Annotated in this window: 23 protein-coding genes; 10 read left to right on the top strand and 13 right to left on the bottom strand. The window is 54.2% G+C overall.

Features of this window, described 5'->3' with window-relative positions; all coding sequences use genetic code 11:
• Nucleotides 1-45: 45 nt before the first annotated feature.
• Nucleotides 46-711 carry a peptide-methionine (S)-S-oxide reductase MsrA gene (gene msrA / locus K3727_01090; protein ID UWQ91444.1) on the top strand — a complete coding sequence of 222 codons (666 nt, stop codon included), beginning with the start codon at nucleotides 46-48 and terminating at the stop codon, nucleotides 709-711.
• A gap of 76 nt (nucleotides 712-787) precedes the next feature.
• Here msrA and K3727_01085 read toward each other — a convergent pair whose 3' ends face one another.
• Both K3727_01085 and K3727_01080 read right to left on the bottom strand, forming a co-directional pair.
• Nucleotides 788-1,660: a ribokinase gene (locus K3727_01085; GenBank protein UWQ91443.1), complete on the bottom strand. Its 873-nt coding sequence runs from the start codon at nucleotides 1,658-1,660 to the stop codon at nucleotides 788-790.
• A gap of 3 nt (nucleotides 1,661-1,663) precedes the next feature.
• On the bottom strand, nucleotides 1,664-3,919 hold the full coding sequence (locus K3727_01080) for an NADP-dependent malic enzyme (protein UWQ91442.1): 2,256 nt from the start codon (nucleotides 3,917-3,919) through the stop codon (nucleotides 1,664-1,666).
• A gap of 162 nt (nucleotides 3,920-4,081) precedes the next feature.
• On the opposite strand from K3727_01080, the gene mutS reads away from it, so the two are divergent.
• Complete coding sequence (mutS, locus tag K3727_01075; GenBank protein UWQ93224.1) at nucleotides 4,082-6,703, top strand: DNA mismatch repair protein MutS; 2,622 nt, start codon at nucleotides 4,082-4,084, stop codon at nucleotides 6,701-6,703.
• A 91-nt stretch (nucleotides 6,704-6,794) separates the two neighbouring features.
• On the opposite strand, the gene K3727_01070 is transcribed toward mutS, so the two are convergent.
• Together K3727_01070 and hrcA are read right to left on the bottom strand one after the other, a co-directional pair.
• Complete coding sequence (locus K3727_01070; GenBank protein UWQ91441.1) at nucleotides 6,795-7,355, bottom strand: nucleotide exchange factor GrpE; 561 nt, start codon at nucleotides 7,353-7,355, stop codon at nucleotides 6,795-6,797.
• A gap of 9 nt (nucleotides 7,356-7,364) precedes the next feature.
• Nucleotides 7,365-8,429: a heat-inducible transcriptional repressor HrcA gene (gene hrcA, locus K3727_01065; protein ID UWQ91440.1), complete on the bottom strand. Its 1,065-nt coding sequence runs from the start codon at nucleotides 8,427-8,429 to the stop codon at nucleotides 7,365-7,367.
• Between the two features lie 115 nt (nucleotides 8,430-8,544).
• Here hrcA and rph point away from each other — a divergent pair, with 115 nt between their 5' ends.
• From rph to K3727_01045, 4 genes are read left to right on the top strand one after another with little or no spacing between them, the layout of a single operon-like run.
• The gene (gene rph, locus K3727_01060) at nucleotides 8,545-9,258 is read left to right on the top strand and encodes a ribonuclease PH (protein UWQ91439.1); all 714 of its coding nucleotides are present in this window, start codon (nucleotides 8,545-8,547) and stop codon (nucleotides 9,256-9,258) included.
• On the top strand, nucleotides 9,255-9,869 hold the full coding sequence (gene rdgB, locus K3727_01055) for an RdgB/HAM1 family non-canonical purine NTP pyrophosphatase (protein ID UWQ91438.1): 615 nt from the start codon (nucleotides 9,255-9,257) through the stop codon (nucleotides 9,867-9,869). Before rph ends, rdgB begins: the two co-directional genes overlap by 4 nt.
• A complete protein-coding gene (hemW, locus tag K3727_01050; protein UWQ91437.1) occupies nucleotides 9,862-11,016 on the top strand; it encodes a radical SAM family heme chaperone HemW in 1,155 nt (384 codons plus the stop codon). The genes rdgB and hemW overlap by 8 nt, the downstream gene beginning before the upstream one ends.
• Nucleotides 11,017-11,019: 3 nt before the next feature.
• Nucleotides 11,020-11,373, top strand: coding sequence for a YbaN family protein (locus tag K3727_01045; protein UWQ91436.1), 354 nt, complete (start codon nucleotides 11,020-11,022; stop codon nucleotides 11,371-11,373).
• On the opposite strand, the gene K3727_01040 is transcribed toward K3727_01045, so the two are convergent.
• The 7 genes from K3727_01040 to K3727_01010 all read right to left on the bottom strand — a co-directional run bounded on the left by K3727_01040 (nucleotide 11,363) and on the right by K3727_01010 (nucleotide 18,741).
• The gene (locus K3727_01040; GenBank protein ID UWQ91435.1) at nucleotides 11,363-12,262 is read right to left on the bottom strand and encodes a ParB/RepB/Spo0J family partition protein; all 900 of its coding nucleotides are present in this window, start codon (nucleotides 12,260-12,262) and stop codon (nucleotides 11,363-11,365) included. The genes K3727_01045 and K3727_01040 overlap by 11 nt on opposite strands.
• Before the next feature lie 17 nt (nucleotides 12,263-12,279).
• On the bottom strand, nucleotides 12,280-13,053 hold the full coding sequence (locus tag K3727_01035) for an AAA family ATPase (protein UWQ91434.1): 774 nt from the start codon (nucleotides 13,051-13,053) through the stop codon (nucleotides 12,280-12,282).
• Between the two features lie 28 nt (nucleotides 13,054-13,081).
• Nucleotides 13,082-13,681, bottom strand: coding sequence for a 16S rRNA (guanine(527)-N(7))-methyltransferase RsmG (gene rsmG / locus K3727_01030; GenBank protein UWQ91433.1), 600 nt, complete (start codon nucleotides 13,679-13,681; stop codon nucleotides 13,082-13,084).
• Between the two features lie 14 nt (nucleotides 13,682-13,695).
• Nucleotides 13,696-15,564 carry a tRNA uridine-5-carboxymethylaminomethyl(34) synthesis enzyme MnmG gene (mnmG, locus tag K3727_01025; GenBank protein ID UWQ91432.1) on the bottom strand — a complete coding sequence of 623 codons (1,869 nt, stop codon included), beginning with the start codon at nucleotides 15,562-15,564 and terminating at the stop codon, nucleotides 13,696-13,698.
• 12 nt (nucleotides 15,565-15,576) lie between these two features.
• Nucleotides 15,577-16,860, bottom strand: coding sequence for a tRNA uridine-5-carboxymethylaminomethyl(34) synthesis GTPase MnmE (gene mnmE, locus K3727_01020; GenBank protein ID UWQ91431.1), 1,284 nt, complete (start codon nucleotides 16,858-16,860; stop codon nucleotides 15,577-15,579).
• 31 nt (nucleotides 16,861-16,891) lie between these two features.
• Nucleotides 16,892-18,163: a transcription termination factor Rho gene (gene rho, locus K3727_01015; GenBank protein ID UWQ91430.1), complete on the bottom strand. Its 1,272-nt coding sequence runs from the start codon at nucleotides 18,161-18,163 to the stop codon at nucleotides 16,892-16,894.
• A 128-nt stretch (nucleotides 18,164-18,291) separates the two neighbouring features.
• Nucleotides 18,292-18,741 carry a CopD family protein gene (locus tag K3727_01010; GenBank protein UWQ91429.1) on the bottom strand — a complete coding sequence of 150 codons (450 nt, stop codon included), beginning with the start codon at nucleotides 18,739-18,741 and terminating at the stop codon, nucleotides 18,292-18,294.
• A 407-nt stretch (nucleotides 18,742-19,148) separates the two neighbouring features.
• Here K3727_01010 and K3727_01005 point away from each other — a divergent pair, with 407 nt between their 5' ends.
• Genes K3727_01005 through dnaQ form a run of 4 tightly spaced genes read left to right on the top strand, consistent with a single transcriptional unit; the run spans nucleotide 19,149 to nucleotide 21,883 of the window.
• Entirely contained in the window at nucleotides 19,149-19,748 is a 600-nt protein-coding gene (locus K3727_01005; protein ID UWQ91428.1) for a Maf family protein, read from the top strand.
• Nucleotides 19,745-20,578, top strand: a complete 834-nt coding sequence (locus K3727_01000; GenBank protein UWQ91427.1) for a shikimate dehydrogenase — start codon at nucleotides 19,745-19,747, stop codon at nucleotides 20,576-20,578. Before K3727_01005 ends, K3727_01000 begins: the two co-directional genes overlap by 4 nt.
• Complete coding sequence (gene coaE, locus K3727_00995) at nucleotides 20,575-21,168, top strand: dephospho-CoA kinase (GenBank protein ID UWQ93223.1); 594 nt, start codon at nucleotides 20,575-20,577, stop codon at nucleotides 21,166-21,168. The genes K3727_01000 and coaE overlap by 4 nt, the downstream gene beginning before the upstream one ends.
• The gene (gene dnaQ, locus K3727_00990) at nucleotides 21,161-21,883 is read left to right on the top strand and encodes a DNA polymerase III subunit epsilon (GenBank protein ID UWQ91426.1); all 723 of its coding nucleotides are present in this window, start codon (nucleotides 21,161-21,163) and stop codon (nucleotides 21,881-21,883) included. Before coaE ends, dnaQ begins: the two co-directional genes overlap by 8 nt.
• A 52-nt stretch (nucleotides 21,884-21,935) precedes the next feature.
• Here dnaQ and secB read toward each other — a convergent pair whose 3' ends face one another.
• Nucleotides 21,936-22,448 (bottom strand): protein-export chaperone SecB, encoded by a 513-nt coding sequence (secB, locus tag K3727_00985; GenBank protein ID UWQ91425.1) that lies wholly within the window; start codon nucleotides 22,446-22,448, stop codon nucleotides 21,936-21,938.
• 55 nt (nucleotides 22,449-22,503) lie between these two features.
• On the bottom strand, nucleotides 22,504-23,025 hold the full coding sequence (locus K3727_00980; GenBank protein UWQ91424.1) for an FxsA family protein: 522 nt from the start codon (nucleotides 23,023-23,025) through the stop codon (nucleotides 22,504-22,506).
• Nucleotides 23,026-23,129 lie beyond the last annotated feature (104 nt).

Here is a 23,129-nt window from a genome sequence, read left to right as displayed (position 1 = left end):
CAGTGTCCCGTGTCTGATCCAACCTGCCAGAAAATGGAGTCGGATATGCAGCTGAGCGAAACACTGAAGCCTTTGGCCCTAACGATTCTAATGGGTCTGGCCAGCATCCTGGATGCACAGGACGCCCAGGCCAAGTCGCCCGAAGCACTCACCGTGGCCGGGGGTTGCTTCTGGTGCGTTGAAAGCGATTTCGAAGGGGTGCCCGGTGTAATCGGGGCCGTGTCCGGATATACCGGTGGGAAGACCGGCAATCCGACCTACAAGGACGTAACCAAAGGCGGGACAGGGCATTACGAAGCTGTTCAGATTACCTTTGATGCAGATCAGGTCAGTCGTGAAACCCTGTTGTCGCTGTTTCTGAGATCAGTGGATCCAACCGATGCAGGCGGACAGTTTTGTGATCGCGGAGAAAGCTATCGAACGGCGATTTTTGTCTCCAATAGTCAGGAAAAGTCGCTGGCGGATCAAGCTATCGCAAAAGCACAGAAGGATTTGGGACAAGCCATTGTGACACCTGTTCTGTCCAGTGCCCCATTTTACGAAGCCGAAGACTATCATCAGGACTATTACAAGGGGACCAATCTGGTGTTCACCCGGTTTGGGCCAAAACGTCAGGCCGCTGCTTACAAACGGTACCGCCAGGCCTGTGGCAGGGACAAGCGCGTACGGGAATTATGGGGAGAGGCCGCGCCTTTTGCCAAAGGGTACTAAAGGGGCGCTGCCCCTCTTGGCCTTTGGCCAATTCACCCCGAGGTATTTTTGACCAGAAAGAAGCACATTCAGATCATCAGAAACGGGCGTCAAGCACGTCCTTGAGATCTGGAATAACGTCTGCGGTACCATGGCGTGTTACCATAAGAGCAGCAGCACGATTGGCCTGGGCCATGGCATTGACCATTGGCAGACCACGATCCAAACCCGACAAGACATACCCAGTGAACGTATCGCCGGCACCTGTGGTATCCACAGCCGTTACGGGAAGCGCGGGAATATCATGAATCACGCCCGTATTGCCATCTATGTGGCGGGCACCACGGGCACCCAGGGTCATGATCACATCAGACACGCCCAGCGCATCCGGTGTTTTTCCCGTGGATCGTTCCAGTTGCGCCGCTTCAACTTGATTCAGGATCAGGAAATCAAGGTAAGGGAGCACGGCCTGAACCGCCACTTCATCAAATGGCGCAGCAGCATAACAAACATTTAACCCCAAACCTCGGGCCATTCGTGCAGCGTCGACCTGCAGGTTTGTTTCGTTCTGCATGACAAGAATATCGCCCGCATTCGCCTCAGTTAGAGCCTGTTTCAAAGAGTTCTGGTCTATCTTCTGATTGGCTCCTGAATACAGGATGATCTGATTTTCCCCCTGTTGATCTACTGCAATGATTGCATGACCGGTAGGAACGTCAATCTGCGCGATATGTCGGGTGTCGACCCCATATTCCGTAAGACGATCGACAGCCCATTTACCATCCGGTCCGACGGCACCAATATGGTGCGCGAGGGATCCGGCACGGGCGGCTGCCACGGACGTGTTGGCTCCCTTGCCACCAAGAAACTGATCCAACGCCGTCGCGGCCAAAGTTTCACCTGCTGTCGGCAGGTGCGGCATAGTATACACCATGTCCGCATTGATCGAGCCGAGGTTCCAGATCGCCATGGTTTAACCGATGTCACATGAGGCCAAAACCGCCATGTTCAGAATGTCATTTGCGGTTGCGCCTGTGGAACAAATCTGGATCGGTTTGTCGATCCCGCTGAGGATCGGGCCGATCACGGTGGCGCCGCCCATTTCCTGCATCAGCTTGGTCGAAATGCTGGCCGAGTGCCGCGCGGGGACAATGAGGATGTTTGCAGGTCCAGTCAGGCGCGAGAAGGGATAGCCCGCCTGTTGATGTGCGTTCAGCGCGACATCAACGGTCATTTCGCCTTCAAATTCGAAATCAACACCACGGGCGGCAAGAACATCCGGCGCCAGGTGCATTTTCTCGGCCCGTTCCGATACCGGATATCCAAAGGTCGAGAAGCTGACAAAGGCCACGCGAGGCTCTAGGCCCATATGGCGGGCAACTGCAGCAGCCCGTTCTGCAATATTGGCCAGATCATTTTCGTCGGGCCATTCATGTACCAGGGTATCACCGATCAGAACGATTTTTCCCTTGTGCAACAGAGCTGTGACCCCAGCGGCACCGTGCGCGGCATCAGCATCAAAGACATGGTCAATCCGATCCATCACATGCGCAGATTTGCGGGTCGCGCCTGTTACCAGACCGTCGCCATGCCCGTGCGCCAGCATCAATGCCGAGAACACATGTCGATCGCGGGCGGCGAGACGGTGAATGTCCTTCTGGTCGAAGCCTTTGCGCTGAAGGCGCTTATACAGGAAACTCTTGTACACATCCAAATGCTGGGTGTTGGCTGCGTTGATAACCTCCAGCTCACGTACCGCATCCGCCAGACCTGCGGCTTCAAGCTTCTGCTTCACCTCGTCGGCGCGACCAACAACCATTGCCTTGCCAAAGCCGGAGCGTTGATAAGTCACAGCCGCACGCAACACACGAGGATCGTCACCTTCGGCAAAGATCATACGGCGTTGGGCTGACCGGGCACGGGCGTTTAGACCGCGCAGGATGCTCGCGGTCGGATCCATGCGGGATTTCAGACTCAGCTCATAGGCGTCCATGTCAATGATCGGACGCCGCGCAGCCCCTGTATCCATCCCGGCCCTGGCCACAGCTGGTGGGATCCGGTGGATCAGGCGCGGGTCGAACGGCGTCGGAATGATGTAGTCACGACCAAAGGTCAGCGATTTGCCATAGGCCATGGCCACTTCGTCCGGCACATCCTCGCGCGCGAGGTTGGCCAACGCATGAGCACAGGCGATTTTCATTTCGTCATTAATTGCACGGGCGTGAATATCCAACGCACCGCGGAACAGATAGGGGAAGCCCAGAACGTTATTGACCTGGTTGGGATAATCCGACCGACCGGTCGCAACGATGGCATCCACGCGGACTTCATGTGCTTCTTCCGGGGTGATCTCCGGATCAGGGTTGGCCATGGCAAAGATCACCGGATTGTCAGCCATGCTTGCAACCATATCCTGGGTTACAGCGCCTTTGACAGACACACCCAGGAACACATCTGCACCCTTCATTGCGTCCTCAAGAGACCGCAATTCGGTGGTGATCGCATGGGCCGATTTCCATTGGTTCATGCCCTCTGTACGACCTTGATAGATCACGCCCTTGGTGTCGCAGACGATACAGTTTTCGTGCCGCGCGCCCATCGCTTTGAGCAGTTCGATACAGGCGATGCCCGCTGCCCCTGCCCCATTCAAGACGATTTTGACGTCTTCGATCTTTTTGCCCGAGATTTTCAACGCATTCAGCAGACCCGCGGCGCAGATCACCGCCGTGCCGTGCTGATCGTCGTGAAAGACCGGAATATCCATCTCTTCCTTGAGACGTTGTTCAATGATGAAACACTCAGGTGCCTTGATATCTTCGAGATTGATGCCACCAAAGGTTGGCCCCATCAGACGCACGGCATTGCAGAATTCATCCGGGTCTTCTGTATCCAGCTCAATGTCGATCGAATTCACATCAGCAAAGCGTTTGAAGAGAACGGATTTCCCTTCCATAACCGGCTTGGACCCCAACGCGCCCAGATTGCCCAGACCCAAAACCGCTGTCCCGTTGGAAATCACCGCAACAAGATTACCTTTGTTGGTGTAATCATACGCGGTTTCCGGGTTTTCAGCGATCGCCTCGCACGGAACAGCCACACCAGGGGAATAGGCCAGCGACAGGTCGCGCTGTGTGGTCATCGGAACCGTTGCCTGCACCTCCCATTTTCCGGGGGTCGGGTCGAGGTGAAAGGCCAGCGCCTCTTCGTTGGTGATCTTCGCTTTTGGCATGGGATGTGTCGTTCTTCTGCAAACTCGGGCTTTTTGCCTAATACCCCAGTGAACGCTGGGTCACAATCACAATACGTTTTCGCCTTTCGCCGCAGGCAGGGGATTTGTAAGGTCGCGCCGATCAGCACAGCGGAGAATAGACCTTTGTCAACAGTCACGCCGATGATGGCACAATATCTCGACATCAAGGCGCAATATCCGGACGCATTGCTGTTCTACCGGATGGGCGATTTTTACGAGATGTTTTTTGATGACGCGGTGAATGCCGCCGAGGCGTTGGACATTGCGCTGACCAAACGCGGCAAGCACGAAGGCGAAGACATCCCGATGTGCGGCGTTCCCGTACATGCCGCTAACGGGTATCTGCTGACCCTGATCCGCAAAGGGTTCCGCGTGGCCGTTGGCGAACAGTTGGAAAGCCCCGCCGAAGCCAAAAAACGCGGGTACAAGGCTGTCGTGAAGCGCGACGTAGTACGCCTGGTCACTCCTGGTACCTTGACCGAAGACGCACTGCTGGATGCCCGCCGGCACAATTTCCTTGTTGCCTATTCCGAACTGCGCGCCGGTGCTGCGTTGGCCTGGGCGGATATCTCGACCGGCGCGTTTCATGTGATGCCCGTGGCCCCTGTCCGGCTGAGTCCGGAACTGGCACGGTTGGCCCCATCCGAACTGTTGGTCCTGGACGAGCCAGTATATCAGAGACTTCGCCCTCTGGCCGACGAACACAAGGTTCCCTTGACCCCGTTGGGTAAATCGAGCTTTGACAGCGTCTCCGCCGAAACTCGACTGTGTGAGTTGTTCAAGGTCGGGTCGCTCGAAGGGTTCGGTTCGTTCAACCGGGCGGAACTTTCGGCGATGGGCGCGCTGGTTGATTATCTGGAAATCACCCAAAAAGGCAAACTTCCCCTGCTGCAACCACCGCAGCAGGAGTCCGAAGATCGCGTTGTTCAGATCGACGCTGCCACCCGGCGCAATCTGGAATTGACCCGGTCGTTGTCAGGGGAAAAATTCGGCTCACTTCTGTCGGTGGTGGACCGCACCGTTACCCCCAGCGGAGCCCGCCTTTTGGAACAACGCATGTCCAGCCCATCGCGTAATCTGGACGTCATCCACGCCCGACTGGCTGCATTGGATTTCTGCGTCGATCAATCCGCACATTCGGCGCAATTGCGGGATGCCCTACGCAAAACCCCTGATCTGGACCGTGCCCTGTCCCGGCTCGCCTTGGACCGGGCCGGACCCCGTGATTTGGCCGCGATCCGCAATGCCCTGACACAGGCCGAAGCTATCGCCGCCTCCTGTGATGATATGGAGTTGCCAGCTCTGATCGCCCAGGCCACCAGCGACCTGCAAGGGTTTGACGAATTGCTGGAGCTGCTGGATGCCGCGCTGGTCGCTGAACCTCCACTAATGACGCGCGATGGTGGATTCATCGCGCCTGGATATGACAGCGAATTGGACGAGGCCCGAACCCTGCGCGACGAAGGCCGGTCGGTGATTGCCAGCTTTCAACAAAAGTATGCTGAACACACAGGCATTACCTCGCTCAAGATCAAGCACAACAATGTGCTTGGCTACTTCATCGAAACCACCGCCACCCATGCCGCCAAGATGTTGGGCGAACCGCTGAACGAAACCTATATTCATCGTCAGACCACTGCCAATCAGGTGCGGTTTACGACAGTCGAACTCAGCGAGATTGAAACCAAGATCCTGAATGCCGGCAATCTGGCGCTGGAGATAGAAAAGCGACTCTATTCTGTGCTTTCGGGTGCCATTCTGGAGCAATCCGCGCGCCTGAACCTTGCTGCGCGGGGTCTGGCGGAGCTCGACCTGCTCACCGCATTGGCAGATATAGCAAACGGGGAAAACTGGTGCCGTCCCAGAATTGACGATACCCGCGCCTTCAGTGTCATCGGCGGTCGTCACCCAGTGGTAGAGCGCGCGTTGCGGCAACAGGCTGGCGAATCGTTTGTGGCCAATGACTGTGATCTGACAGCGCAAGACGGTGCTGCAATATGGTTGCTGACCGGTCCCAACATGGCCGGTAAATCAACCTTCCTGCGCCAAAATGCTCTCATTGCTTTGCTTGCGCAAATGGGCAGCTATGTTCCGGCCGAAGACGCCCATATCGGAGTTGTCAGCCAATTGTTCAGCCGCGTGGGTGCCTCGGATGATCTGGCACGTGGCCGGTCGACATTCATGGTGGAAATGGTGGAAACCGCCGCGATCCTCAACCAGGCGGACGACCGCGCCTTGGTGATCTTGGACGAAATCGGTCGCGGCACCGCCACCTACGACGGGTTGTCCATCGCCTGGGCCACGCTCGAACATCTTCACGAATCCAACCAGTCCCGCGCGCTGTTTGCCACCCATTATCACGAGCTCACTCAGCTGGCCAATAAACTGCCCGGTGTCGACAATGCGACCGTCACCGTCAAGGAATGGGAAGGCGAGGTGATCTTCCTGCACGAGGTTCGCAAGGGTGCTGCCGACCGATCATATGGGGTACAGGTCGCCCAGCTCGCCGGTCTACCACCCAGCGTCGTTGCCCGCGCGCGCGACGTGCTGGACATGTTGGAACAAAGCAGCCGCGAAGGCACCGGTGGACAGGTTCGGATTGACGACCTGCCGCTGTTTGCCGCCGCACCTCCGACGCAACCTGCCGCCCCAAAAGGTCCTTCGCCCGTAGAAACTCTTCTGGAAGAGATCCATCCCGATCACCTGTCCCCGCGCGAGGCGCTGGAAATTCTCTACAAGCTGAAAGAAACCGCCAGCAAATAACAAAACAGGGGCCCGGCCTGGTGCCTGCCCCTGCTTCTTTCTGGTTAAAAACACCTTCGCCGAAGGCACGCATCCTCCGGATGCGTTGAACTCAACCTGGGTTGGAAGACACGCCAACCTGGGCCGGGCGCAGCAACCGATCATGCAACATAAAGCCTTCAGCCGACACCTGAATGATGTCGCCAGCTTTTGTCCCAGGAAGCGGCGCTTCGAACATCGCTTCGTGGAACTGCGGGTCAAAGCGATCACCGACCTCAGGCGTGATCACCTGAACGCCGTGCTTGCCGAACACATCGCGCAACGCCCGCATGGTCAGTTCGATGCCTTCGATCAGGGCACCTGACACTTCGCGCTGTTCATCAGTTGCAGTTTCCAACGCGCGTTTCATGTTGTCATAAACCGGCAGCATGTCCCGGGCCAACTTTGATCCGCCGTACTGCTCGGCATCACGCCGTGCCTTGTCACCGCGTTTACGGGAATTTTCCGCATCCGCCAATGCACGCATGAAACGGTCTTTGAATTCGTCCCGTTCGGCCTTTAGCGATTCCAGCTCCAACTCTGCCTCGTCAATCTCGGCAAACTCTTCAGCCAGCTCTTCGGCTTCTGCAGTATCGATATCGTCCAGAAACTCTTCAGTCTTGGGCTCTGCCATCTTTCACCTCTAACTCCGATCGGAAAGCAGCTTTCCAACCAGTTGCGCCGTGTAGTCCACAATCGGCACGATCCGTCCATAATTCAGGCGAGTCGGCCCAATCACGCCGACAGCACCAATGATCTTTCGGTCAGAGTTCATATAGGGAGACACCACCAAAGAGGAACCCGAAAGTGAGAAAAGTTTGTTCTCTGAGCCGATAAAAATGCGCACGCCCTCGCCGTCTTCGGTCAGTTCCAGAAATTCTGCGATATCGCGCTTGCGTTCCAGGTCGTCAAACAGCACACGGATGCGGTCCAGCTCTTCGGATTTTTCCCCATCCCCCAGCAGATTCGCCCGCCCCCGAACGATCAACCGTGCCTGATCATCCCCCTGACTATCCCAGGCCGCAAACCCACTTTCGATCAGATCCTGGGCCAGAACGTCGATTTCCTGACGACGATCCGCGATCTCACGTCGCATCAAGCCAGAAACTTCGCTCAACGTTTTTCCTTCGATCTGAGCATTCAGAAAGTTGGCCGCCTCGCGCATTGAACTGGGCGTTTGACCTGCAGGCGGGGTGAATACCCGGTTTTCAACGTGGCCATCCGAAAACACCAGAACAACCAATGCACGATCCTGGGCCAGGGACACAAATTCGATATGTCGAATTTCGGCTTCGTGTTTGGGCGTCAGGACCAAAGACGCCCCTTGCGTGACACCTGACAGCGCCGCCCCTACCCGATCCAGCATAGACCCAACATCGGCAGTGTTGGACCCTAGGGTGGCGTTAATCTTTTGCCTGTCCGAGGCTTTCAGATCTTCAACCTCCAACAGCCCGTCCACAAACATCCGCAACCCCATCTGGGTCGGAATGCGCCCGGCGCTGACATGCGGGCTGTCGAGCAAACCCAGATACTCCAGATCCTGCATTACATTGCGAATTGTCGCTGCGCTGACCTTTTCGCTCAGGCTCCGCGTCAGCGTTCGACTGCCAACCGGGTCACCGGTTTCGAGATAGGACTCAACAACCGTGCGAAAAACCTCGCGCGATCTGTCATTCATATCATCCAGAATTTTGTTCGCGTCGCCCATTGCCATCACTTTTATCTGCTCCGCCATTAAAGAGCAGCAGCACCAAAGGTCAATCGGGGTTGCGCTCAACAGCCCCCCGCAGGTATCCCCGATCCCAAGAAACAAAGGATATCCCATGCGACCCTCTGGAAGACAGTTGAACCAAATGCGCCCCGTTTCCATCGAAACCGGGTTTACCAAACACGCCGAAGGGTCCTGCCTGATCAAAGTAGGCGAAACCCACGTGCTGTGCACTGCCACGATTGAAGAGCGCGTTCCGCCGTTCATCAAAGGGTCTGGCCTGGGCTGGGTCACCGCCGAATACGGCATGTTGCCCCGCGCGACCAACACCCGGATGCGCCGCGAGGCAGCCTCGGGGAAACAAGGCGGCCGAACCGTCGAAATCCAGCGCCTGATTGGCCGCGCCCTGCGCGCCGGTGTTGACCGGGTTGCACTGGGAGAACGTCAGATCACCATCGACTGTGACGTACTTCAGGCAGACGGCGGCACGCGTTGTGCATCAATCACCGGTGGTTGGGTCGCGCTGCGTTTGGCGGTCAACAAACTGATGAAAGCGGGCGATGTCATCATGGATCCACTGGTTGATCCTGTTGCCGCCGTGTCCTGCGGCATTTACGCGGGTCAGCCTGTTTTGGATCTGGATTACCCCGAAGATTCGGAGGCCGGCGTTGACGGTAACTTCATCATGACCGGATCGGGCAAACTGATCGAAGTGCAAATGAGCGCCGAGGGTTCGGTATTCAGCCGCGATCAGATGAATGAACTGATGGATTTGGCCACTGCTGGCACTGCCGAATTGGCCGAAATACAAAAGGCCGCATGCGCATGACACGCAAGTTTGAGGGCGACAAGTTACTTGTCGCCACCCACAACGCCGGAAAGTTGGCAGAGATTACCCAAATTCTGGCACCCTTTGGGGTTTCCGTCATCGGCGCCGGCGATATGGACTTGCTCGAACCCGAAGAAACCGAAGATTCATTTGTCGGGAACGCCCGGATCAAGGCCCATGCCGCAGCCAAGGCGACCGGCCTGCCGGCTCTCTCTGATGACTCGGGCATCACCATAGATGCGCTGGGTGGGGCCCCTGGTGTGTATACCGCTGATTGGGCCGAGACCCCAAATGGCCGCGATTTCATGCTGGCAATGACACGGGCCAATGATGAGTTGAATACAGCCAAGGCCACCGCCCCACGCACTGCACAGTTTCGTTGTACATTGGTCATCGCCTGGCCCGACGGACACGACGAAGTGTTCGAAGGCGTCATGCCCGGTCAACTGATCTGGCCCATTCGCGGTGAAAACGGATTTGGCTATGATCCGATGTTTCAACCAGACGGATTAGACATTACATGTGCCCAGATGGATCCCGCTGAAAAACACAAGATCAGCCATCGGGGCAAGGCCGTCACCAAATTCATTCAGGGCTGTTTCAGTGGATGATTGGCGCAACGGCGGATTTGGCCTGTATATCCACTGGCCATTCTGCCAAGCCAAATGCCCCTATTGTGATTTCAACAGCCATGTGTCGTCCAAAATAGACCAAAAAGCATGGGTTAGAGCCTATATTCACGAGCTGGAGAGATACCGAAATCTGCTCCCCGACCGTGTTCTGAACGCCATATTCTTTGGGGGTGGCACTCCCAGCCTGATGCATCCCGATACCGTTGCCGCAGTAATCGAAACTGCCCGCGATATCTGGCCATTTGCCAATGACATCGAAATCACACTCGAAGCCAATCCCGGTTCCGTCGAAGCAGAGCGGTTTTCTGGGTACAGGGATGCCGGTGTCAATCGAATCTCCATGGGGATCCAGGCGCTGAATGACCGGGACTTGCGACGCCTTGGACGTATACATTCGGTGGACGAAGCCAAAGCCGCATTCGACGTAGCCCGATCATGTTTTGATCGAGTCAGCTTTGACTTGATATATGCCCGACAGGATCAAACCACCTCAGAGTGGGAAACAGAGCTGACTCAGGCTCTGGACATGGCAATAGACCACTTGTCGCTCTACCAGTTAACGATTGAAGAAGGCACGGCGTTCGGGGATCGCTATGCCCGGGGTAAACTACGTGATTTGCCAACTGATGACACAGCAGCAGACATGTACCAGGTCACGCAACAAATTTGCGCCGACCGCGGTATGCCTGCTTATGAGGTGTCCAATCATGCTGTTCCAGGGGCGCAATCCCGTCATAATCTGATCTATTGGCGCTATGGTGACTACGTGGGAATTGGCCCTGGAGCCCATGGGCGTCTCACGCTGAAGGGACAAAAGTTTGCCACTGAAACCCATCTTGCGCCGGGAAGATGGCTGTCAGACGTATCCGCCGGGTCAGGAGAATTGCCTCACAACATGCTAACGTCCCGTGACGCAGCGCAAGAGTTCTTGATGATGGGCATCAGATTGACCGAAGGTTTGGATGTGGAAAGATATCAGAGATTGTCTGGCTCCCCTTTACCTGAGGAAAATCTGACATATCTCGAAGACTTGGGCATGATCGAACGATCGGGGTCTTGCCTCAAGGCGACGCTACAGGGTCGCTCGTTGTTGAATGCGGTCATCCGCGAATTGTTATCGGATTAACACATGCGTTTTGTATACGCCGGTTTGGGTCTATTGTGTGTCGCTCTGGCCGTTATTGGAATTGTCCTCCCCCTTTTGCCGACTGTTCCCTTCCTACTTTTGGCTGCTTTCTTTTTTGCCAATTCATCAGACCGCTTGCACAACTGGATCCTTGAGCACAATATTTTTGGCCCTCTGATCGAAGACTGGCGCAGTTCAGGATCCATCCGACCCGGTGCAAAAAAGGCGGCGACCGTATCGATCGCCGCCGTCTTTGCATTGTCCCTCATACTCGGTGTTCCGACCTATGTTGTCGTAATCCAAGCAGTTGTTCTAGGATGTGTTCTGGTCTTCATATGGTCTCGCCCTAACGGCTGAGAATTCCACAAAGTTCATCCAGTTGGTCCAATGTCTCGTATGAGATCGTAACAGTGCCCGCTTCTGTTCCAGCCTTGTGGTCTATGGATACCTGCATCTTTAACCATGATGACAAATCCGCCTCCAAAGCTTTGGTATCGGCGTCTTTTTCCGAAGCAGGTCGCTGTGCCGGCTTGGATGACTTTGGCCTGTCGCCGCCAGCTTCCTTACGCACCATCGCCTCGGTCGCCCGAACGGACATTCCATTTTTCACAACCTTTTTCGCCAGGATTGTCGGATTTTCCGACGTTATCAACGCCCGTGCATGGCCAGCTGACAAATCCCGGCGCTGTACCATTTCCTGAACGTCTTCCGGCAGTTGCAACAAACGCATCAAATTTGCGATGTGGCTGCGGCTTTTTCCCAAGGCCTCCGCAAGTCGCTCCTGTGTATGTCCGAATTTTTCCATCAGCTGTTTGTACCCTGCAGCCTCTTCGACCGCATTCAAGTCCGCGCGCTGAATGTTTTCAATAATGGCCACTTCCAGGACTTCGAGATCGCTATAGTCACGAACCAACACCGGGACTTCATGCAGTTGCGCAGCCTGGGACGCCCGCCATCGGCGTTCACCCGCAACAATTTCATACATCCCACCTTCGACGGGGCGCACGATTAGAGGTTGAATAACCCCTTTTTCTTTTACTGACGCCGTAAGGTCATCCAGATCTTGCTGATCAAACCGACGTCTCGGTTGGTCCGGATTGGCAATTACCTTTTCGATCGGGACCATCATGTCCGGCTGTCGGTTGGATGGTGCGTTGTTTTCCTCGGTCACCGGGTTCACATCTGCCATCAGAGCAGACAGCCCGCGGCCCAACCCCCTTGGTTTACCCTTTGTATGATCTGCCATGCTCGATCTCCCAGTTTTCAGGCTGCCAGCTTATTGTGGTTGGACAGCAATTCTTTTGCCAAAGCACGATACGCCGTCGCACCTTGGGAATTTGTATCATAGCTCAGAACAGGAACCGCATAGGATGGTGCCTCGCTAACACGCACATTCCGGGGGATAACGGTTTTGAATACCAGATCTCCTAGGTTGTCCCGCGCATCTTTCTCAACATGTTGGGATAGATTATTCCGGCGATCGAACATTGTCATGATCACCCCTTCGATCCTAAGTCCCGCATTCGCTGTTTGCCGGACCTCGCGTATGGTCAACATCAGCTGTGAGAGACCTTCGAGTGCAAAAAACTCACTTTGAAGCGGCACCAATACAGAATGGGCCGCAACCATTGCATTTACTGTCAAAAGGTTCAGTGACGGCGGACAGTCAATCAGAACATAGTCCCAACCAAATTTGTCCATGGCGGTTTGGCGCAATGCATCATGCAGCAAAAAGCTACGTTTTTCGTTCGACATCAGTTCGATGTCGGCAGAACTCAGGTCCACGGTCGCTGGAATGATGTACAACCCGTCAAAGCTGGATTTTTGGATTACGTCGTCCAAAGGTGCGTCATCCATCAAAAGATCATAGGTTGTCAGCTCACGGTCAACCGCTTCGACCCCCAAACCGGTCGAGGCATTACCTTGGGGGTCAAGGTCAACCACCAGAACGCGCATACCCTGCTCTACCAGAGCCGCAGCAAGATTGATTGCTGTTGTGGTTTTGCCAACGCCCCCTTTTTGGTTTGCAACGGCCATAATGCGAGGCCCTTCAGGGCGCGAAAGATCAGACACGCGTCACTCCTTTGATCTTCAGTATTGAAGCGTTGGGTTCTGTAATGCTTTTAATCACTTCTATGTCAAAGGACCATTTCAGACGTGCGTCTTCCACCTCTTTTTCCCATGTGATACCTTTTGGAAACAAGGCGGTACCGTCTGGCTTTAGATGTCTTTCCGAAAACTCCAGGAGCTTCGCAAGATCGGCCAAAGCGCGAGCTGACAAAATGTCGGCACACTGGGGTTCAACCTGTTCAATGCGTTTGCTGAGCACTGTACAAGTTGCCTGGCATTCTCTGGCCGCATTCCGAAGAAATGCAGCCTTTCGTTGATCGCTTTCAATCAAGGTTACAGTTAGATCTGGAAGTTCTGTAGACGCAAAAAGAGCCACAACCAGCCCGGGAAACCCGCCGCCACTTCCCAAATCAACCCATTTCCCCTTTGGGTTCAACGTTCGGATAACCTGAATGGAATCAACAATGTGTCGTGACCACAGGTTGTCCAAGCTACTTTTTGAAACCAAGTTAATCTTTGGGTTCCATTTTCTAACCAAAGCCTCGAACTGCTTCAGTTTTTCGATTGTTTCACGTGAAACATCGAGATCATGCATAGCTTGTTCTTGCGTCACGCGGTAGACCTCTCGCCCGATCTCTTGATTACGGCAAGTACAAGCGCCAAAGCCGCTGGCGTCATGCCATCAATACGCGCAGCCTGGGAGAGACTTGACGGTCGTGCCTGCGCAAGCTTGAATTTGAGCTCGTTTGACAATCCGCTGATCGATGAGAAGTCAAAATCAATTGGAATCTTCACATTCTCGTCTTTTTTCAAGGCTTCGATTTCCCGCATTTGCCGGGAGATATAGTTTGCATACAAAGCGTCCCGCTCTACTTGCCGGCGTGTTTCTGCGTCGACCGGCCCCAACTCGGGCAGCAGGTGCACAATATCCTCAAAAACCACGTCCGGAAAAGCAAGGATCTCCATACCTGTTCTTCGATTACCGTCTTGATTGACCCGAATTCCGGCACCTGAAATTTGCTTTGGTGTAAAGCGGTCAGTTTCGAGCACAGCCTTGGCTTTTTCGATCTTATCCATCTTCAGATGGAAAATTTTCAAACGCTCTGGGCTAACACAGCCCATTTTCTCTGCCAGTGGCGTCAGTCTTTGGTCAGCATTATCAGCCCGCAGCGACAATCTGAATTCAGCCCGAGATGTAAACATGCGATAGGGTTCGGCCACTCCGTTTGTTGTCAGATCATCAATCATCACACCAATGTAACTATTTGATCTACTAAACTGAACTGGGTCCTGTTCCAAACACGCGAGCGCCGCATTCAATCCTGCAACCATTCCCTGAGCTGCAGCTTCTTCATATCCCGTTGTCCCGTTGATCTGTCCAGCGAGATATAAATTCGGAACATCCTTGAGCGCCAACTCCAGTGTCAGCGTTCTAGGATCAATATAGTCATATTCGATCGCATACCCAGGTTGCAGAATGACGGTGTTCTCCAAGCCTTTGATAGACCGGACGTATTCCATCTGAATATCTTCTGGCAAAGATGTCGAAATTCCATTCGGATATACCGTGTGATCATCAATTCCTTCCGGCTCCAGAAATACCTGGTGCGAGGACTTTTCAGAAAATCTAACGATCTTGTCTTCAATGGATGGGCAATATCTGGGTCCCACGCCATCTATGTGCCCGCCGTACATTGCCGACCTGGAGAGATTTTTTTCAATAATTTCATGCGTATGCGCATTTGTATGCGTAATCCCGCATGATATTTGGCGGGCGTGAACCTGTCGGGTAAGAAACGAAAAAAATGTCGGGTCGTCATCCCCTGGTTGCATATCCAGCCCCGACCAATCGATCGTTCGCCCATCCAACCTGGGCGGTGTGCCTGTCTTCAGCCGGCCCATGGGTAACTCAAAACTATCCAGGCGTTCCGCCAATTTGACAGACGGCTTGTCACCCATTCGTCCGCCTGGTCGCGAGACATCACCGATGTGGATTACACCGCGAAGAAATGTTCCAGATGTCAGGATTACCTTTTTGGCAGAAATTTCGCTGTCATCAGCCAACTGAACCCCAATGACACGGCCTCCATCCATCAGGAAGTCAGTTACTTCACCGATGACAATGTCCAAATTTGGCTGTGCAACTGTTTCCGCCAACATTGTTTTTTGATAAATTTGCCGATCCGCCTGGGTTCTGGGACCTTGCACCGCGGGTCCCTTGCGACGGTTCAATAGACGAAACTGGATCCCTGCCCTGTCCGCGACCCGGGCCATAACTCCATCCAGTGCATCAATTTCTCGAACCAGATGTCCTTTGCCTAGTCCGCCAATGGCAGGATTACAGGACATTACACCGATTCCTTGTCGGGTCAATGTGACCAAGGCTGTTCGCACACCCAACCGTGCGGATGCGTGGGCAGCTTCGGTCCCCGCATGCCCACCCCCAATAACAATCACATCATAGTTTGAATGTTTCACGTGAAACACTCCTTACTTACCTAGACAAAAACTCGAAAATATTTCGTCCAGAAGGTTTTCAACACCAACACGCCCAACCAAGAGTTCCAAAGATCGAATCGCAGATCTCAGGTCCTCTGCAGCAATATCATAGAAATCGGGCCCATCAGCCAAAACTCGTTGAGCAGAGATGAGCCTGTTCAAGGCCGAAGTCATTGCTTCTTTATGCCGCGTTCTGGTGGCGATACCCGACGTTGCACATCTCTGACCCAAAACAGCCGAAATGTGATCGACCAATTTATCGATCCCTTCGCCTGTTTTTCCCGAAATTGCATCGGGCCGCCCAGGATGGATATCGGCTTTTGGTTGCAGTTTGATATCACCGGGAACAAAATCGACATCCAACAGGCTGTCATCATCGACCAAAAATACCCTCAAATCAGCTGCTTCCGCACGCTCGCGGGCGCGTTCGATGCCAATCCCTTCGACGTGATCGTCAGTCTCACGTAAACCGGCAGTATCAAGTAAGGTTACCGGCAAGCCACCCAAATCCATTCGGACTTCGATGACATCACGCGTTGTTCCGGCGAACTCCGAGGTAATTGCCGCTTCTCGCCCTGCCAAAGCATTCAACAGTGTTGATTTTCCGACATTTGGCGCACCTACGATCGCAACTTCAAACCCGCTTCTAATACGTTCCGAAATTGTAACACCTTCAACCTCACGGGCCAAATCTGACTGAACTCCGGTCAACAGCGCAGAAACCTCGGGAGTTACATCGACAGGAACTTCTTCATCCGCAAAATCGATTGTGACCTCGATCAAGGATGCGGCCCGGATCAGGCCGCGGCGCCACCGCTCCGCCAACTGTCCCAATTCGCCAGCCAGAACCTGCTGGGCTTGCTTTCGTTGCGCTTCGGTTTCTGCATCAATCAGATCCGCCAGACCTTCGACCTGCGTAAGGTCTAGTTTCCCATTCTCCAATGCCCGGCGCGTAAATTCCCCAGGTTCAGCCATACGTGCGTCAGGTTGGGTTTCAAGTTCGCGCAACACTGAGGCAATAACGGCCATGCTGCCGTGAATTTGAAATTCAACGACATCTTCCCCGGTAAAGCTGCGTGGGGCCGAAAAGGTCAGAACCAGCGCTTCGTCCAATGGCAACCCGTTCGGGTCCCGTAGAACCCGCAATGTGGTACCCTGGCTGGGTAGATCTCCACCCATTCGTCCTGCTACCACATGTGCGGACGGGCCGGAGATCCGGATAACCGCAACCCCCGCCTTGCCCTGGGCGCTGGCCAACGCAAAGATCGTGTCCATGTAACGACCCTTTCAGAAACGTTGTATCAGGTCAGGTGTTCATCGAGTCAAAGAAGTCAGAATTTGATTTGGTCTGCTTCAGCTTGGACAACAGGAATTCGATGGCATCTGTTGTGCCCATCGGATTCAAAATCCGACGCAAAACATAAGTTTTGGCCAAATCGCCCTTGTCGACCAACAGATCCTCTTTCCGTGTACCAGACTTCAGAATGTCTATGGCCGGGAACACACGCTTGTCTGCGATCTTGCGGTCCAGAACGATTTCCGAGTTACCGGTGCCCTTGAATTCTTCAAAAATCACTTCGTCCATACGAGATCCAGTATCGATCAGCGCTGTTGCGATAATGGTCAGCGACCCACCCTCTTCGATGTTCCGAGCGGCACCAAAGAAGCGTTTGGGGCGTTGCAGGGCGTTTGCATCAACACCACCTGTCAGAACTTTACCTGACGACGGCACCACAGTATTGAACGCCCTACCAAGTCTTGTGATGGAATCGAGAAGAATAACAACATCTCGTTTATGTTCGACCAAGCGTTTGGCTTTTTCAATGACCATTTCGGATACGGCTACGTGGCGAGTCGCCGGTTCGTCAAAGGTCGAGGATACAACTTCACCTTTTACGGACCGCTGCATGTCGGTGACTTCTTCAGGACGTTCGTCGATCAGAAGCACAATCAAATAGCATTCGGGATGATTTTTCTCGATCGAATGCGCGATATTCTGCAAAATCACTGTCTTGCCTGTACGCGGCGGTGCCACGATCAAAGACCGTTGACCTTTACCAATCGGCGCAACCAGATCAATGACGCGCGCCGAACGATCCTTAGTCGCCGGATCGGCCGTTTCCATGTTGAGCCGTTCATCAGGATAAAGCGGTGTCAGGTTATCAAAGGCAACCTTGTGACGGGCTTTTTCCGGCTCTTCAAAATTGATCAGTGTGACCTTGGTAATGGCAAAATAGCGCTCCTGGTCATTGGGGGCCTGAATAACCCCCTCTACGGTGTCTCCTGTACGCAGAGAGTGCTGACGGATGACGTCGGGCGACACATAAATGTCATCTGGACCTGGCAAATAGTTCGCCTCAGGAGAGCGCAGGAATCCAAAACCGTCCTGAAGAACTTCGAGCACACCATCCCCCGAAATTTCCCATCCCTCATCCGCGCGTTCGCGCAGGATTTGAAACATCATTTCGCCTTTGCGCATGGTAGACGCGTTTTCGATCTCCAGCTCTTCAGCCATGGACAACAGGTCCTTGGGGCTTTTGATTTTGAGATCAGCGAGATTCAAGGTTTCGACGGTCATGGATATACAGCCTCTGAACACCGGGTGTTCCGGTGCGGGGTCACAATAAGATAGGAAAACGCACAACCCGGACGGGCCTGCTTTGAGCGGTTACATAAACACTTGACCGAGGTGAGTCAAACGATGCGTCAGAACTTGAGAATAACCGACAGAACGATGATCACCATCAGAACTGTCGGAACCTCGTTCATCATCCGATAATGTCGCCCTGTCAACGTGTTGGTGCCCGCAACCAATTGTTTGTGGCGCGTGACCAGCCAGTGATGGAACCCGGTCATGGCGATTACCGACGCGCCCTTGGTCCAGGGCCAGACATAGCTCCAATCAACGATCCCCGGAGTAAACACGATGATTAAACCGGCGATCCAGGTCACAATCATGGCTGGGCGCATGATTACACGCAACAGCTTGTCTTCCATCATATTGAAGATCGGGAGGGAATCCTGGACCTTCTCTGCCTGTTCAACATGGTACACAAATAGTCTGGGAAGATAGAACAATCCAGCCATCCAGCTGAGCACAGCCATGATGTGCAGGGCCTTGACCCAAGGGTACAGCGTAAAGAGCAGGTCAGCCATGTTAGTCTCGCCCGGTTTTCCCTTCTCCCTTAAATAAAAAATTAAGAAAAAAGGATGATGATTTTGTAGGACTCACGGATTCCCGTGGATAATTCAGTGATCCCTTGGCTTATCCCCATTCAGGGATGGGGAAAAGAGGGTCAGGGATTACGCACGGGGAAAACTGGAATATTTGTTTTTATTCAGTGACTTGTGTGATTGAGAATTTGAGTGCAGCTGGGGATAAGCTGGGGATGTGAATGCACAACCCGGTTTATCCCCGATTGGAATCTTATCCCGGTCCCCAAAGGAGGAATCAGCGAACGACTCTGCGAAAGTCGCGTGTATTTCCCCCACTTGCCAGTAACCCCCGAAATCATGCTAAACCGTCCCAACTTCCTCCAGTGGTTTTCATAGGGGTTTTCCACATGTCTATCCCCCTCGTTTTGGCATCCGGATCGTCCGTTCGGGCCGAATTGCTGCGTCAGGCCAATGTTCCCTTCGAAATTCGGGTGCCCAAGGTCGACGAAGAATCCGTGAAACGTGCGCTGTTGGCTGAAAATGCAGCGCCTCGGGACATTGCTGATGCTCTTGCTGAACTGAAGGCGCGCAAAATCAGCGCCAAATACCCAGGTTCTATGGTTTTGGGTTGTGATCAGGTTCTGGATTTTCAGGGGCGGTTGCTGTCCAAACCCAATTCACCGGAACAGGCTTTGGAACAATTGTGTGAGATGCGCGGACAACGACATATGCTGTTGTCGGCCGCGGTGATCTATCGTGATGCTCAGCCAATCTGGCGGCACGTGGGCCAGGTCCGCCTGCGGATGCGCGTTGCCAGCGATGCCTATCTCTCTGACTATGTGGCCCGAAATTGGGACAGCATTCGTCATGCCGTGGGAGGCTACAAGCTCGAGCAAGAGGGCGTCAGGCTCTTTAGCACCATTGACGGCGATTACTTTAACGTTTTGGGTATGCCATTATTGGAATTGCTGAACTATCTGGCAACGCAGGGGGTGATCGAGCAATGAGTGAGGCAAAAATTCCGTTGGCGGGTGTCATTGGGTCACCTGTTGCACATTCACGGTCTCCGCGTGTGCATCGGCACTGGCTGAATACCTATGGATTACAGGGGTACTACATCCCGATGGATGTGGCCTCCAAAGATCTGGAGCGGGTCATTCGAACCTTGCCGGATATGGGGTTTGTCGGTGCCAATGTGACGATCCCGCACAAAGAGGCGGTTATGTCGATTGCGGATCAAATCACCGATCGAGCAACGTTGATCGGTGCGGCGAATACGTTGATCTTTCGCCCGGATGGCAAGATCCATGCAGATAACACCGATGGCTATGGGTTTATCACCAATCTGCAACAGGGCGCACCAGATTGGGATGCCAAAGCCGGACCGGCGGTTGTGCTGGGGGCCGGTGGAGCCGCACGTGCAGTCGTTGCTTCTCTGGTCGAAGCCGGTGCGCCTGAGATTCTGTTGACGAACCGGACCCGGGGACGAGCAGAGCAGCTGCGCGAAGATTTTGGTCAGAGGATCAAGGTCGTCGATTGGGTGCAGGCTGGCAATTTGTTTGAAGGCGCCAATCTGGTGGTCAATACCACATCGCTGGGCATGGTTGGAAAACCAGAACTGCGGGTGCCGCTGGATGGGCTGGAACCGGGAACTTTGGTGACAGATCTGATTTATGCTCCGTTGCAAACCCGACTTTTGCGAATTGCAGAAGAAGTTGGGTGTCAGACGGTCGATGGTCTGGGCATGTTGCTGCATCAGGCTGTTCCTGGATTTGAACGTTGGTTTGGTCAGCGTCCCGACGTCGACAACGCTACACGGGCGGCCGCACTGAGATGAGCTTTGCACTCGGACTGACGGGATCGATCGGCATGGGGAAAAGCACAACCGCTGGACTGTTCGCTGATGCGGGATGTGATGTGTGGGACGCGGATGCGGCCGTGCATCGTTTGTATGAACAGGGCGGTGCTGCAGTCTCGCCGATCAGGGATCTTTTCCCTGAAGCAGTCATTGATGGTCGCGTGTCGCGGGACGCGTTGAAGCGCATCATCGGGCAAAATCCGGACGCACTGAAACAGATCGAGTCTGTCGTGCATCCGCTGGTCGCACTGGATCGCACGCAATTCCGCGCGCTTGCGACGTCAGATATTCTGGTTTTTGACATTCCTCTGTTGTTCGAAACTGGGGGAAATGTCGCGATGGATGCCGTAGCATGTGTCTCTATTCCAGATGAATTGCAAAAAAATCGCGTTATGGATCGTGGAACGATGACCGTCGAGCAGTTTGAACACATTCGGAAAAAGCAATTGCCGAATGACGAGAAAGTGGCGCGATCCGATTATGTGATCATCACTGACACCTTGGATCATGCACGCCAACAGGTGGAGCAGATTGTTGCCAGTATCCGCGAGGGGATGGCCAATGCGTGAGATCGTACTTGATACCGAAACCACGGGATTTGATCCGGAATCCGGCGACCGCATTGTCGAAATCGGGGCATTGGAACTGTTTAACCACCTGCCAACCGGAGAAACGTTTCACGTTTATATCAACCCCGAACGGTCGATGCCGTCCGAAGCATTCCAGGTCCACGGAATCGGTCCGGATCTTTTGGAGCCTCCTCAGGCCCCTGCCCCAGGTCAGGTGACACTGCGCGATAAGCCGGTGTTTTCTGCCTTTGGGCAGAAGTTTCTGGATTTCGTCGGTGATGCAAAAATGGTGATCCATAACGCGGCATTCGACATGAAGTTCCTGAATGCCGAATTGCGGTGGCTTGGGCTGCCACAATTGCCCTGGGATCAGGCGATCGACACGTTGGCGATCGCCCGTCAGCGTTTTCCTGGATCACCTGCATCACTGGATGCCTTGTGCCGCCGGTTTCACATCGACAACTCATCCCGGACTTTGCATGGCGCTTTGCTCGACTCTGAGATCCTGGCCGAAGTGTATTTGGAGCTGGTCGGTGGACGACAACCCGATTTCGGTCTGGCCACCGTTTCCAACACACCCGGATCGGCGGGAAATGACCAGTGGCGCCCGTCTGCGCGCCCAACCGCATTGCCACCGCGCCTGACTGCGGATGAACAGGCTGCGCATGATGCATTTGTCGAAAAAATGGGTGAGGGCGTATTGTGGCGTCACTAAAAAAACGCCGCCATGTAACAGGCGGCGTTTTCAAAAATCCCGAAAAACCGGTTTAGTTCTTGGGTGCGGCATCCGCGGCGGCCTGCTGACGGCGGGCCAGTTCATTGCGATAGATCGCCACAAAATCAATGTTGTCCAGATTCAGCGGAGGGAAGCCGCCATCGCTGGTGATGTCGGACACAATGCGACGCAGGAACGGGAACAGCATCCGCGGGCATTCGATAAGCAGGAAAGGATGCAGCTGGTCTTCGGGCACGCCAACAATGTTGAATATCCCGACATACTCGACTTCCAGGACGAACAGAACGTCGCCTTTTTCCTTGGCTTTGGATTCGACCGTCAGTTTGATCATCACTTCGTACTGGTTTTCGGTCGGACGTTTCTTGGCGTCTAGATTTACCTGTACACTGACATCGGGCTGAGCGTCGCCACCGCCACCCTTTTGGGCCATCACGTTCTCAAAGGACAGGTCGCGCACGTACTGACCCAGAACATTCATCTGAACTTGGGGGGCTTGCTGCTGTTGCTGCGGCTGTGCGCCTTCGGCTGCGTCGTTTTCGGCCATGGAACTACTCCTGAAAATCACGTTTAGCTGTGCTTATCAGCTTGATCCGCGCACCTCAACGGCGATCAGGACCTTCGACCCAACCCGAGGGGCCGGTGCGGGGACGTGGAGACGTAACGTCTTCGAATTCGCCGTCAATAATGTCGTCGTTCTGGCCTGTTGGGTTGGGCCGCGCTCCAGGATTGAACCCGTGTCCTGGCATTGGTCCGGGGCCCATCTGGAATTGGGCGACTGTCACCCGGGAACGCAGATATTTGTACACCGCGACACGTACCGGAGGTACCAACAGCGCAAATCCAATGGCATCGGTAAAGAAACCGGGTGTCAACAGCAGCGCACCAGAGAACAGGATCATCGCGCCATGCGCCAGTGGTTCGGTCGGATCACCCAGCTGAGAGAACGAATTGCGCAGCTGACCCATGGCCATGCGACCTTGTGTCCTGACCAACCATGTACCCAAAATTGCGGTCAGAACCACAATTCCCAGGGTCGGCCAAAGCCCAATCAAATCGCCAACCTGAATGAACAAAGCGATCTCGAGGATCGGAACCATCAGAAAGGCCAAGAAAAGATACATGTCAGTTTCCTCATCAACGTATGGCTGGGCTGTGGACTTGACCCCGCCCGTAACCTACATAAGTGCATGTGGTGCAAGTTACAAAGGCCACAGCTCCCGAAGTG

This window comes from Rhodobacteraceae bacterium M382, from assembly GCA_025141015.1.
Classification (GTDB): Bacteria; Pseudomonadota; Alphaproteobacteria; order Rhodobacterales; family Rhodobacteraceae; genus Aliisedimentitalea; species Aliisedimentitalea scapharcae.
This window is presented reverse-complemented; position numbering and strand designations above follow the sequence as displayed.